Genomic DNA, 11,890 nt, shown 5'->3' with positions numbered 1-11,890 from the left:
CACGGGGGCTTTCACGGACGCAGCTTGTGGAACAGCGCCACCCGGTCCCGGTGGTATTCGAGGTCGTCCTCGTCGTGCCGCACCCCCGCGCGCACCGCCTTCCGGAAGTAGGCGTACTCCCTGCGGAGCTTGTGCCTGACGAGCTGGGCCAGCGCCTCCTCGTCCAGCTCTCCGGCGGTGCCCCCGGCCTCGTGGTACGCGGCCACGAACTCCCGGCTCGGCCCCAGCTCGTCGTCCCCCCATTCGAGCGAGGCGGCGGCCAGCTCCACCTCCGGGGCGCCGACGAAGGTCTCGTCCCAGTCGAGCACCGCCACGATCCCGCCGTCCCCGGCGAGGGTGTTGCCGGTGTAGTAGTCGCCGTGGAGGGGGTGGCGCAGCGGGTGGCGAGAGTGGAACTCCGCCAGCCAGCGGTCGAGGGCAGGGTCGCCCAGTTCGAGGGCGTCCCGGGGCGGGTCACCGTACAGGCCGGACTCCTGGAAGGCGGGCACCGGACGCGGCGGCGGGCGGAACGTGGCCAGCGACTCGTGCAGCCTGGCCAGCAGGCGGGCGCCCGCCGCGCGCTGGGCCGGGACGTCGGAGTCCGGCCAGTGGCCCTCGACGTACGGCCAGCAGGAGATCGGGCGGCCCGCCACCATGACGACCGTCGCCCCGTCGGGGGCCGGCACGGGTGCGACGGCCTCCGGGAGCGTGCCGGCGGCGTGGCGGGCGATCGCGTGGCACCACTCGGACTCGGCGATGGTGCGCCCCACCGGGCCGACGCGGATAACATGGCCGTCGAGCCGGTACGCAGCGGATTCCTCGCCACCGTGCAATCGTTCGCCGTTCCCTGTTACGTCCCACGTCAGGGCCACGGCCGCACGGATTTCGGGGGTAAGCGGGGTATCGGCGTAGATCACTCCGTAAAGCCTATGCTTCCGGATCCGTCCCTGATGCGCAAAGGTTAGGGTCACCTACCTCGCACTTGTAAGGAGACCCGTGGCCAGTCCCGGCAGGCTCGACACCAGAGGCAGCGATTTCGCCCGACTAGCCCGTCAGATCACGGACGCCGGTCTCCTTGACCGGCGTCCCTTTTATTACGCGATCAGGATGGTCATCATGGCCGCCGTCTACCTCGGCGGCTGGGGGCTGTTCGTCTGGCTCGGCGACTCGTGGCTGCAGCTCCTCGTGGCCGTCGCGCTGGCGGTCGTCTTCGCGCAGCTCGGGTTCCTCGCCCACGATCTCGGCCATCGGCAGGTCTTCAGGAAGCGGCGGCCGAGCGACGTCGCGGGCCTGCTCGTGGGCAACCTCGCCGTCGGGCTCGGCTGGGGCTGGTGGACCACCAAGCACAACCGCCACCACGCCAACCCCAACCACGAGGACCACGACCCCGACGTCTCCCCCGCCGTGATCGTCTGGTCGGAGGAACAGGTAGCCAGAAGCATCGGCCTACCGCGATTCGTCGCGAAATATCAGGCTTACTGGTTCTTCCCGCTGCTGACGCTCGAAGCCTGGCACCTTCACATCGCCAGCGTGAAGGCCCTGCTCAAGCCGGAGGCCAAGCGGCGCGGGACGGAGCTGACGCTGCTTGTCACGCACTTCGTGCTCTACTTCGGCCTCGTCTTCACCATCCTGCCGGTCGGCAAGGCGCTGCTGTTCCTGATCGTGCACCAGGGGGTGTTCGGGATCTACCTGGGGTCCACGTTCGCCCCCAACCACAAGGGCATGCCCATCCTGACCGCGGAGGACAAGCTGGACTTCCTCCGCAAGCAGGTGCTGACCTCGCGGAACGTGCGGGGCGGTCTGTTCACCGACGTGGCGCTGGGCCAGCTCAACTACCAGATCGAGCATCATCTCTTCCCCAACATGCCGGCTCCCAACCTGCGCAGGGCGCAGCCGATCGTCGAGCGGTACTGCGCGGAGATCGGCGTCGACTACCTCCAGACCGGACTGATCGAGTCGTACGGGCAGGCACTACGCCACCTGCACGAGGTCGGCGCCGCGCTCAGGAGCCCCCTTCCGACTCCAGGCGCTTGAGCAGCGAGTCGCGGCGGCCCTCGAGCTGAGCGATCAGCTCCTCCTGCTCGTCCGCCTGGCTGATCACGGCCGAGATCTCCACCTGGTCGGTCGCGCCCATGTCGCGGATCTGGTTGCGGAGGTCCTGGTTCTCGGCTTTCAACCGGGCCAGGTCCTCTTCGACCCGCCGCAGGTCGTCCTTTGTGCTCATTTACGTGCTCTACCCAGATGCGCCCCGGCGATTACCCCCCAGAATGGGAGCATGCGTAAGCCGTCGACCAGCATGATCGTGTCACTCGTCGTGATCGCGGGCCTGCTGGTCGGCATGGCCATCACCTACGCGACCAGGGGCCAGACGCAGACCAACGTCCTCGACGTGGTGCTGCCGGTCATCGCCTGCTGCGGCCTGCTGCTGCGGGAGCGCTATCCCGTCGGGGCACTGCTCCTGGTGATGGTCTGCGTCGCCGCCTACTACCGGTACGCGGGGCTCGACGGCCCCCTCGTCATCCTCCCGTTCGTCAACCTCTACACCGCGGCCGAGAAGGGCCACCTCACCGCGGCCATCGCCATCGGGGCTGCGGCGCTGCTGGGCATGGGGCTCGGCGAGACCAGCGGCGTCCGGCACGTCGAGAACAGCCTGTTCCTCATGATCGCCGGCTGGGAGGTGGCGGCGGTCGCGTTCGGCAGCGTCACCCGCAGCCGCCGCCTCTACCTGCAGGAGGTCGAGCAGCGCGCGCTCGAAGCCGAGCACAGCAAGGAGGAGGAGGCCAGGCGGCGGGCGAGCGAGGAGCGGCTGCGGATCGCGCGAGAGCTGCACGACGTGCTCGGGCACAACATCTCCATGATCAACGTGCAGGCCGCGGCGGCGCTGCACGGGCTCAAGAAGCGGCCGGAGGACGCCGAGACGGCGCTGCGGACGATCAAGGACACCAGCAAGGAGACGCTGCGCGAGCTGCGGACCACGCTGGGCGTGCTGCGCCAGGTGGACGAGGACGCGCCGACCGCGCCCGCCGACAGCCTGGCCCGGGTGGACGCGCTGGTAGCGGCGTCGGGGCTGGAGGTGCGTACGGATCTGTCGGGGCCGCTCGACGCCGTGCCGATCGAGGTGGATCTGGCCGCCGCCCGCATCGTGAGGGAGGCGCTGACCAACGTCTCCCGCCATTCCGGCGCAAAGCAGGCCATCCTCACCATCAACAACACGTCCGGAAATATCATGATCCGCGTGGAGGATGACGGGCCGGGCGCCACGTACGACGGGGGCAGCGGTTTCGGCCTGCAGGGCATGCGCGAGCGCGCCACCGCGCTCGGCGGCACCCTGGAGGCGGGCCCGCGTCCCGAGGGCGGCTTCCGCGTCGTCGCCCGGCTGCCGCTCGGGAATGGGGCTCGATGATCCGCGTACTGCTCGCCGACGACCAGACCCTGGTACGGGCCGGGTTCCGGTCCATACTCAGCGACGAGGACGACTTCGAGGTCGTCGCCGAGGCCGCCAACGGCGCGGCGGCCGTGGCCGGGGCCCGCGAGCACCACCCCGACGTGGTGCTCATGGACATCCGCATGCCGGAGCTCGACGGCCTGGAGGCCACCCGCCAGATCTCCGCCGACCCCCGGCTCCAGAACGTCAAGGTGATCATCCTGACCACGTTCGACCTGGACGACTACGTGTACGGCGCGCTGCGCGCCGGCGCGAGCGGCTTCCTGGTCAAGGACACCGAGCCCGCCGAGCTGATCCACGCCGTCAGGGTCGTGGCCAGGGGCGACGCGTTGATCGCGCCGTCGATCACGCGGCGGCTGATCGCCGAGTTCGCCGGCCGGGTCAAGCGCCCCGAGCCCGGCCCCGAGCTCAACGCGCTCACCGAACGCGAGCGCGAGGTCATGACGCTGGTCGCCGGCGGCCTGTCGAACGACGAGATCGCGGCCCGGCTCGTGCTCAGCCCCGCCACGGCGAAGACGCACGTCAGCCGCATCATGACCAAGCTGTCGGTACGTGACAGGGCCCAGCTCGTGGTCATCGCGTACGAGGCCGGCATGATCGTCCCGGGCTGGGTTACTCCCTGAGTCGTAGCCCGGGAGACCTCGTGCGACCCGGGATGTACGCCGGGTTGCCGCCCGGGCATGACGCGGCGGGCGGAGCCGTACCAGGACGCTCTGGGCATGGACACCGTGGACCTGGCCCGCCTGCAGTTCGCGCTCACGGCGGGCGCGCACTTCCTGTTCGTGGCCCTGACGCTCGGCCTGGCGACGCTGGTCGCCGTCATCCAGACCAGGGCCACCTTCAGCCGCGACCCCGTGCACCTGCGGATGACGCGGTTCTGGGGCCAGCTCTACATCATCAACTACGCGATGGGCATCGTCACGGGGCTGGTCATGGAGTTCCAGCTCGGGCTGTCGTGGAGCGGGCTCACGGAGTACGCGGGCAACGTCTTCGGGTCGGCGCTGGCCATCGAGACGCTGGTGGCGTTCTTCGTCGAGTCCACGTTCCTGGGCCTGTGGATCTTCGGCTGGGACAGGCTGAACCGGTGGGCCCACCTGGCGCTGATCTGGGTCGTGACGCTGACCGCGTACGCGTCGGCGTTCTGGATCATGGTCGCGAACGGCTTCCTGCAGCACCCGGTCGGCCACGTGCTGGACGGCGGCGTGCTGCGGCTGGCGGACCTCGGGGCCATGGTGGGCAATCCGGCCGCGCTGATCGCGTTCGGGCACGTGATGGGCGGGGCGATGATCACCGGTGGGTTCTTCATGGCCGGGGTGAGCGCGTACCACCTGCGTAAGCGCACCGCCGAGCAGGACTTCTTCCGCAAGTCGCTGCGCATCGGGATCGGCGTGGCGCTGCCCGCGCTGATCTTCACCGTGGTCTTCGGCGGGCTCGGGTTCCAGACCCTGCAGCCGACCAAGGCGGCGGCGTGGGTGGGCAAACCGGAGCGGCTGGCCGAGGCCCAGGCGCAGATGGTGGCGGCGCACGGCCCCGGCGACTACCTGCCGCCCGTCGGTCCCGTGCACGCGGCGGGCATCACGATGATGACGCTCTGGGTGGTGATGACCGTGGTCGCGGCGCTGAGCTGCGTGCTCATGCTCATCCGGCCCGTCGTACGCGGCTTCAGGCCGTGGCACTGGCTGCTGACCCTGATGATCCCGATCCCGTTCGTGACCATGCTGGCCGGCTGGCTCTTCCGGGAGCTGGGGCGCCAGCCGTGGGCCGTGTTCGGGCTGCTGAGGACGGCCGACGCGATGTCACCGGTGACCGCGGCCCAGATGCGCTTCTCCCTCACCGCCTTCGCCGCGGTGTTCGCGGTGCTGATCGCGATCAACTACTGGCTGCTGGCCAGGCATGCCCGCCGCGGGCCAGGCACGGAGTCGCTCGGCGCCCCCGCCACCCCCGCACTGAGCTTCTGAGGAGCCGTCATGGAGATCTTCGTCTTGGCCTTCTTCGCGCTCGGCTACCTCGTGCTGGCCGGGGCCGACATCGGGATCGGCATGGTCCTGCCGTACCTGGGCAGGACGGCGGCCGAGCGCCGCGAGGTGATCGCCGCGATCGCGCCGTTCTTCCTGGGGAACGAGGTGTGGCTGGTCGCCACGGCGGGGGTGCTGGCCGGGTTGTTCCCCGAGCTGGAGGGCGAGCTGCTGAGCGGCAACTACACGGTCGTCGTGGCGCTGGTCCTGTCGTGGATCGTGCGTGACATGGGGCTGTGGCTGCGGGGGCGGATGCCGGGGCCGCGGTGGCAGACGTTCTGGGACGGCGCGATCGTGGCCGGGAGCTGGGGGCTGGCGCTGAGCTGGGGGGCGCTGCTGAGCCACGTGCTGGTCGGCATGCCGCCCGCCCTGATGGTGGCCGTGCTGGTGGTGGCCGCGCTGTTCGCCACGCACGGGCTGGCGTTCGCGGCCCTGCGGCTGCGCGGGACGCTGCGGGAGCGGGCGGCCGTGCTGTCGGGCGGGGCGGGCGAGGGCCGCACCTACCTGCTGACGGCCGCCGCGCTGACGGCGGTGGGAATGCTGGCCGGGCTCCGGCTGCCGCTGGAGCCCGGCACCTCCGGCCCCGTGCTGGTGCCGGTGATCCTGACCCTGATCCCGCTGCTGGTGGCCTCTCAGGGCTGGGTGTGGTGGACGTTCAGGCACCGGGTGACGGGGCCGTCCTACCTGTGACGGCCGTCAGAAGACGGGCACCCCGTCCCTGGTCAGCTTCCAGTTCTGGACGTCGAAGCCGCTCGGGTCGATGGTGCCCTTCGCGGTGGCGTACTCGATCAGCGCCTGCCGGATCTCCACCTGCGCGTTGTAGAGCACGGGGGCGCCGGTGACGTGCGGGAAGCCGCCGCCGCCCGACTGCCGGTAGTTGTTGATCGCGACAGCGCGGCGGCCCCGGTGAGGGCGAGATTCTTGGTCTGCATGAAGCTGGAGCGTAACCAGGACGATCAATCGATGGTGCCGCGGGTGATGAACTCTCGGACGAGGGTCGTCACTTCGGCCGGTCGCTCGTACAGGACGACGTGGCCGCTGTCCAGCTCGGCGTACTCGCTGCCGGGCAGGGCGGCGTGCAGCGCGCGGGCGTGCTCGACCGGGATCAGGTAGTCCCGGGTGTTGCCGACGACCAGCGTGGGCGCGGTGATCTTCGGCAGCAGGTCCCTGATGTCGAGGCGCAGGTCCAGCTCGATCTGGCGGCGGACCCCGTGCGGCGGCTCCCCGGCGGTGAGGGCCTGCGCGCCGATCGCGCTCACGTACTCCGGGCCGAACGCCACCAGCGGCCCGAACGCGGCGAAGCTCTCCGGGTCCGTCTCCGCCAGCCTGGCCCACGTGCGCAGGCCCAGGTTCAGCCGGGAGTCCTCCGCGTGCGTCCAGCCGGCGATCAGCACCAGCCGTCTGACCAGCTCCGGGTGCTCGGCGGCGACCGCCACGGCCACGGCCGCGCCCAGCGAGAAGCCGACGAGGTCGGACGGGCCCTCGAACGTGGCCGCGACCTGGCCGGCGAGCAGGTCGAGCGTGAGGTCGCCGCCCGGGTCGGCGGTCTGGCCGCTGCCCGCGTAGTCGGGGGTGATGACGGTGCGGAAGCCGGCGAACTCCGGCACGAGGTGGGCGTAGTTGCTGACGGCGTCGCCGCCGGTGCCGTGCACCATGACGAGGCCGGGCCCGCTGCCCGCCCTCTGGTAGTGGACGGGGCCCGAGCTGTGGGTGACTGTGGGCATTCGAGGCTCCTAGAGGTTTCCGCCACCGGTGGCGTCGATGGTGCTGCCGGTGATGAAGCTCGCCTCCGGCGAGGCGACGAAGGCCACCGCGTTCGCGATCTCGTCCACGTGGCCGATCCGGTTGAGGGCGTGCCTGCTCGCCGCGTACGCCTGCGCCTGCGGGTCGCCGCGCAGCCAGGCCGCGTTGGTGTCGGTGTCGATGATGCCCGGGGCGACGTTGTTGACCGTGATGCCGCGCGGGCCCAGCTCCTTGGCCAGGGCCAGCGTGAACACCTGCACCGCGCCCTTCGTCATCGCGTACGCGATCCCCTCCGGGAAGGCGATGCGGGCCACGCCCGAGGTGATGTTGACGATCCGCCCGCCGTCGGGGATCAGCGGCAGCAGCTGCTGGGTGAGGAAGAACAGCCCCTTGACGTTGACGTCGAACAGCCGGTCGTACGCCTCGGGGGTCTCCTCCCTGATGGGCCGGGACATGCCGATGCCGGCGTTGTTGACCAGCACGTCGAGGACGTCCGTCTCGTCCTTGAGCCGCTCCGCGAGCGCGTGGCCCTCCTCGCCCAGATCGGCGTGTACGGCGAACGCGCTGCCGCCGTCCTTCTCGATCAGGCCGACCACCTCCTTCGCCGCCGTCTCGTCCCTGGCGTAGTTGACGGCCACGCGGAAGCCGTCCCCGGCCAGGCGCAGCGCGATGGCGCGGCCGATCCCCCTGCTGGCCCCCGTCACGAGCGCGGTCTTCATCCCGCGACCCACCTTTCTTTAGCGATCGATACAGTAACCATAACATAGCGATCGCTATAGAATGGGGGCATGGCCAGACAGCGGGCATTCGACAGGGAGGCGGCGCTGGAGACGGCGCTGCTCGCGTTCTGGCGGCACGGCTACGAGGCGACCTCGATCGCCGAGCTGACCGCCGCCATGGGGATCCGCCCACCCAGCCTGTACGCGGCCTTCGGCGACAAGCGGCGGCTGTTCGAGGAGGCGGTGCGGCGCTACCAGGAGACGTACGGCGCCTTCATGTCCCGGGCCCTCGCCGAGGAACCGACCGGCCGCCAGGCCATCGAACGCGTGCTGCGCGAGGCCGCCGACGAGTACTCGAACCGCTCCCACCCGACGGGGTGCCTGATCATCACGGCGGCGGTGAACTGCGGCCCGGAGTCTGCCGAGGTCGAGGAGCTGCTACGCGACTTCCGGGAGGGCAGCAAGGCGGCACTCAAGGCACGCATCGACGACGACATGGCGGCCGGCCGCCTCCCGGCCGACACGGACACGGCGGGGCTGGCGACCTTCTACGCGGCCGTCATCCAGGGCATGTCCACCCAGTCCCGCGACGGCGCCACCCGGGCCGACCTCCTCCACATCGCCACCCTCGCCATGTCCGCCTGGCCCAGGTAAGTTACCTGAAGCATCCAAATGACTACATAAAGTAGGAGTTCCAAGGCTGGAAACGCCGTTGTAGCCCTGCAACACCGTTGCAAGGTTGAGGGGTCATGATTACTTGGGATTTCCACGTCGCCCTGAATCGGGCACCTACCGGTGAAGAGCTGGAAGCTCTGTTCGAGGCCGGTCTGGATGACTGCACGGTATCCGGAGACAAGGACGGCAGCATTTATGTGCTGTGCGACCGCGAGGCCGACAGCATGCTGGACGCGATCGCCTCCGTGATCGCCGACATCAAGACGGTCCCCGGGCTCTGGCCCATCGCCGTCGGGGAGGACGACGGCGTGACGCTGGGAGACGCCGCCCGTCGGCACGGCGGGCGCACGCAGGCCAGCCTGCGCCAGCTTGCCGCGGGGCAGCGGGGCCCCGTGTTCGCAGCCATCGCCTGACCCGCGTCGCACCCTGTCGACCTCAGACCTCGCCCCTCACCCCGAGCGCAAAGCCTCACTCCTCGACCTTCAACCGACAGGCGCCCGCCGGCTCGCGGCGGGCACCTGCCCGGGGTGTCAGCGTTCGGCTTCGGTGTGCTTGCGGTCCAGGTCGGGGAACGGGGACGGCTCCTCGACACCCTGGGTGAGCTGGCGCGGGCCGTTGGGGCTCTCGGCCTCCTGGGCGTCCGCCACCGCCTCGGCCGCCGCCTCCGAGGCCTTGGCCACCTCCTCGTCGAACTCCGACGTCTCCGGCGCCTCCTCCCGCGTAGCCGCCGACCGGGGCAGGGCCTCCGTGAACGCCCGTGAGACCCCCTGCAGCGCCGAGGTGACCTCGCTCGGGATCACCCAGAACGTGTTGCCGTCGCCCTGCGCGAGCTGCGGCAGCACCTGGAGGTACTGGTAGGCCAGCAGCTTGGGGTCGGGGTCGTTGCGGTGAACGGCCTGGAAGACCTGGTCGATGGCGCGCGACTGGCCTTCGGCCTCCAGGATGGCGGCGGTGCGCTGGCCCTCGGCACGCAGGATGCGGCTCTGCTTGTCGCCCTCCGCCGTGAGGATCTGCGACTGCCGCTGGCCCTCGGCGTTGAGGATCGCGGCGCGCTTGTCTCGTTCGGCCCGCATCTGCTTCTCCATCGCGTCCTTGATGGTCTTGGGCGGGTCGATGGCCTTGATCTCGACGCGGTTGACGCGGATGCCCCACTTGCCGGTGGCCTCGTCGAGCACGCCGCGCAGCTGGCTGTTGATGGTGTCGCGCGAGGTGAGGGTCTTCTCCAGGTCCATGGAGCCGACGACGTTACGCAGCGTGGTGACGGTGAGCTGCTCGACGGCCTGGATGTAGTTGGCGATCTCGTACGCGGCCGCCCGCGGGTCGGTGACCTGGAAGTAGAGGACGGTGTCGATCTCGACGACCAGGTTGTCCTCGGTGATGACGGGCTGCGGCCGGAAGGAGACGACCTGTTCGCGCAGGTCGATCATGGGGTAGACGCGGTCGACGTAAGGGATGACGAAGTTGAGACCCGGCTTGAGCGTGCGGTGGTAGCGACCGAGGCGCTCGACGTTGCGGGCCCGCGCCTGCGGGACGATCCGCACGGCCTTGAGCACGGTGAACACCGCGAAGAGTATGACGAGCAGTCCGACCAGCAACAGCGGATCCATGAGTCACTCCCGGGGATATACGAGGGCTGTCGCCCCTTCGATCTCGATGATGTCGACGGTCGCCCCCGTGGGGATCACCAGCGTCTCGTCGTAGGCGCGCGCCGACCACTCCTCGCCCCCGATGCGCACGCGACCGTCGCGGCCCGTCACCTCCGAGACCACGTAGGCGGGCTTGCCGACGAGTGCTTCCACGCCGAACCGTTGCAGCGGGGGCTGCGTGATGTGGCGCATCGCGATCGGCCTGAGCACCATCAGGCCGGCCGCGGACGATACGGCGAAGCACAGCAACTGCAGGGGGACGGGCAATCCGATGGCGGCGGTGACGGCGGTGAGGAGCGCCGCCGCACCCAGCAACCCCAGCGAGGCCGTGAGGGTGAATATTTCGGCCACGCCGAGAACTACCGCGAGGATTACCCAGATGATCCATTCATCCATGTCCGGCCCTCCTGATGAGACAACGGGCCTGAGTTCGCGACTGGTTCCCCCTCTCTACCGTAATCCTGGAATCAGCCCTGCGGCACCCGTCCACCCGCCGGACTGGCTTCGACCAGGGCGCTTCCCTCGCGCCACTTCTCCCACGGGAGCTGCCAGAAGCCCCATCCGTTGTCCCAGCCGAGCTCCCGGTCGGTGCCGACGATCGTGACCGGGTCGCCGCGCAGGGAGGTGTCGTAGAACCAGGCCGCCTGGTCGGGCCGGGCGTTGATGCAGCCGTGGCTGACGTTGGCCCGGCCCTGCGCCCACACGTTGTCCTTGGCGTGCACGTATTCGCCGCTGTTGGAGATGCGCACGGCGTGGTCGATCAGCATGTCGTAGAAGCCGGGGTCGCCCTTGACGCGCCCCGGGGAGATCATGCGGACCGGGTTGCCCTTGTCCATGGTCAGGTGGATGCCGCTGGTCGTGGTGTATTCGGGGGTGGTGGCCATGCCCGCGCTGATGGCCATCCGCTGCGCGATCTCGCCGTCGCGGCGGACGGTCATCTGGTGGGTGCGGGTGTCGATCGTGCTGGTCTGCCTGCGCCCGACGGTGAAGGCGAAGGTGGAGTCGGTGGTGCCGTAGAGGCCGCCGCCCGCGCGTACGCCGGCCAGGTGCGCGGTGACCGTGACCTGCTGGTGGGGCGGCCAGAACCGGCGGGTGCGGTAGATCACCTGGGTGTCGCTGATCCACCGCCACGCGCCCTCGACCGGGGTCTCCGCCCGGACCTCCAGCGCCCGCTCGACGGCGGCCCTGTCCTCCACCGGAGTGTCGAAGTCGATGATGACCGGCATGCCGGCGCCGACCGTCTCGCCCGGCAGCGGCGCCGTCGCGGCCACCTGGAACGACCTTGCCGCGGACCGGGTGTGGAAGCGGCCGACGGCGACCGTGGCCGGGCCGCGGGCGCCGGTGGCCGTGACGTTCACCGAGTATTCGGCCGCGGGCTTGAGCGTCCAGGCGGAGCGCCACGTCGTGTGGGAGCCGTCGAGCCGGCCGGGCACCTGCTCCCCGCCCTCCGAGACCAGCACCTGGCTGAGCGTGCCACCGCGGGCCCTGACCACCAGGCCGCGGTCGGTGCGGGCCCGCTTGGAGTCGAGCGCGGGCAGGACCCGCACGACCGGAGGCGAGGACGGGGTGCTGGCCGGCGTCGAGGAGCAGCCGCAGACCAGGAGGAGGAAGGCGACACAAGTCATCACAGCCCGCCGCATGTCACTCCTGCTGTCCGAGGGAAGGGGG

15 protein-coding genes are annotated in these 11,890 nt (G+C 70.2%); 7 read left to right on the top strand and 8 right to left on the bottom strand.

From position 1 onward, the window contains the following. Nucleotides 1–11: 11 nt before the first annotated feature. Nucleotides 12–851, bottom strand: coding sequence for a phosphotransferase enzyme family protein (locus ACIBI9_RS38175; RefSeq protein WP_397229893.1), 840 nt, complete (start codon nucleotides 849–851; stop codon nucleotides 12–14). A gap of 235 nt (nucleotides 852–1,086) precedes the next feature. Between ACIBI9_RS38175 and ACIBI9_RS38170 the strand changes: the two genes are divergently transcribed. Next, nucleotides 1,087–2,013: a fatty acid desaturase family protein gene (locus tag ACIBI9_RS38170; RefSeq protein WP_397229891.1), complete on the top strand. Its 927-nt coding sequence runs from the start codon at nucleotides 1,087–1,089 to the stop codon at nucleotides 2,011–2,013. Here ACIBI9_RS38170 and ACIBI9_RS38165 read toward each other — a convergent pair. Further along, nucleotides 1,982–2,203 carry a hypothetical protein gene (locus ACIBI9_RS38165; protein WP_397229621.1) on the bottom strand — a complete coding sequence of 74 codons (222 nt, stop codon included), beginning with the start codon at nucleotides 2,201–2,203 and terminating at the stop codon, nucleotides 1,982–1,984. The two genes, ACIBI9_RS38170 and ACIBI9_RS38165, sit on opposite strands and share 32 nt — an antisense overlap. A 51-nt stretch (nucleotides 2,204–2,254) precedes the next feature. Between ACIBI9_RS38165 and ACIBI9_RS38160 the strand changes: the two genes are divergently transcribed. From ACIBI9_RS38160 to ACIBI9_RS38145, 4 genes are read left to right on the top strand one after another with little or no spacing between them, the layout of a single operon-like run. Further along, the gene (locus ACIBI9_RS38160) at nucleotides 2,255–3,382 is read left to right on the top strand and encodes a sensor histidine kinase (protein ID WP_397229619.1); all 1,128 of its coding nucleotides are present in this window, start codon (nucleotides 2,255–2,257) and stop codon (nucleotides 3,380–3,382) included. Continuing rightward, on the top strand, nucleotides 3,379–4,047 hold the full coding sequence (locus ACIBI9_RS38155) for a response regulator (protein ID WP_397229617.1): 669 nt from the start codon (nucleotides 3,379–3,381) through the stop codon (nucleotides 4,045–4,047). The genes ACIBI9_RS38160 and ACIBI9_RS38155 overlap by 4 nt, the downstream gene beginning before the upstream one ends. Before the next feature lie 57 nt (nucleotides 4,048–4,104). After that, entirely contained in the window at nucleotides 4,105–5,382 is a 1,278-nt protein-coding gene (locus ACIBI9_RS38150) for a cytochrome ubiquinol oxidase subunit I (RefSeq protein ID WP_397229616.1), read from the top strand. 9 nt (nucleotides 5,383–5,391) lie between these two features. Continuing rightward, complete coding sequence (locus ACIBI9_RS38145) at nucleotides 5,392–6,129, top strand: cytochrome d ubiquinol oxidase subunit II (RefSeq protein ID WP_397229614.1); 738 nt, start codon at nucleotides 5,392–5,394, stop codon at nucleotides 6,127–6,129. A gap of 6 nt (nucleotides 6,130–6,135) precedes the next feature. Here ACIBI9_RS38145 and ACIBI9_RS38140 read toward each other — a convergent pair whose 3' ends face one another. From ACIBI9_RS38140 to ACIBI9_RS38130, 3 genes are read right to left on the bottom strand one after another with little or no spacing between them, the layout of a single operon-like run. Continuing rightward, entirely contained in the window at nucleotides 6,136–6,399 is a 264-nt protein-coding gene (locus ACIBI9_RS38140) for a hypothetical protein (RefSeq protein WP_397229612.1), read from the bottom strand. Next, the gene (locus ACIBI9_RS38135; protein WP_397229610.1) at nucleotides 6,396–7,163 is read right to left on the bottom strand and encodes an alpha/beta fold hydrolase; all 768 of its coding nucleotides are present in this window, start codon (nucleotides 7,161–7,163) and stop codon (nucleotides 6,396–6,398) included. Before ACIBI9_RS38135 ends, ACIBI9_RS38140 begins: the two co-directional genes overlap by 4 nt. Nucleotides 7,164–7,172: 9 nt before the next feature. Further along, complete coding sequence (locus tag ACIBI9_RS38130) at nucleotides 7,173–7,901, bottom strand: SDR family NAD(P)-dependent oxidoreductase (protein WP_397229608.1); 729 nt, start codon at nucleotides 7,899–7,901, stop codon at nucleotides 7,173–7,175. Between the two features lie 69 nt (nucleotides 7,902–7,970). On the opposite strand from ACIBI9_RS38130, the gene ACIBI9_RS38125 reads away from it, so the two are divergent. Both ACIBI9_RS38125 and ACIBI9_RS38120 read left to right on the top strand, forming a co-directional pair. Beyond that, nucleotides 7,971–8,555 carry a TetR/AcrR family transcriptional regulator gene (locus ACIBI9_RS38125; protein ID WP_397229606.1) on the top strand — a complete coding sequence of 195 codons (585 nt, stop codon included), beginning with the start codon at nucleotides 7,971–7,973 and terminating at the stop codon, nucleotides 8,553–8,555. Between the two features lie 95 nt (nucleotides 8,556–8,650). Beyond that, nucleotides 8,651–8,989, top strand: coding sequence for a hypothetical protein (locus tag ACIBI9_RS38120; protein WP_397229604.1), 339 nt, complete (start codon nucleotides 8,651–8,653; stop codon nucleotides 8,987–8,989). A 117-nt stretch (nucleotides 8,990–9,106) separates the two neighbouring features. Here ACIBI9_RS38120 and ACIBI9_RS38115 read toward each other — a convergent pair whose 3' ends face one another. The 3 genes from ACIBI9_RS38115 to ACIBI9_RS38105 form a co-directional block, all read right to left on the bottom strand. Next, nucleotides 9,107–10,183 (bottom strand): SPFH domain-containing protein, encoded by a 1,077-nt coding sequence (locus tag ACIBI9_RS38115; RefSeq protein ID WP_394500529.1) that lies wholly within the window; start codon nucleotides 10,181–10,183, stop codon nucleotides 9,107–9,109. 3 nt (nucleotides 10,184–10,186) lie between these two features. After that, entirely contained in the window at nucleotides 10,187–10,618 is a 432-nt protein-coding gene (locus ACIBI9_RS38110; RefSeq protein ID WP_397229601.1) for an NfeD family protein, read from the bottom strand. 71 nt (nucleotides 10,619–10,689) lie between these two features. Beyond that, a complete protein-coding gene (locus ACIBI9_RS38105; RefSeq protein WP_397229599.1) occupies nucleotides 10,690–11,862 on the bottom strand; it encodes an Ig-like domain-containing protein in 1,173 nt (390 codons plus the stop codon). Nucleotides 11,863–11,890: the final 28 nt, after the last annotated feature.

This window comes from Nonomuraea sp. NPDC050451, from assembly GCF_044458585.1.
This window is presented reverse-complemented; position numbering and strand designations above follow the sequence as displayed.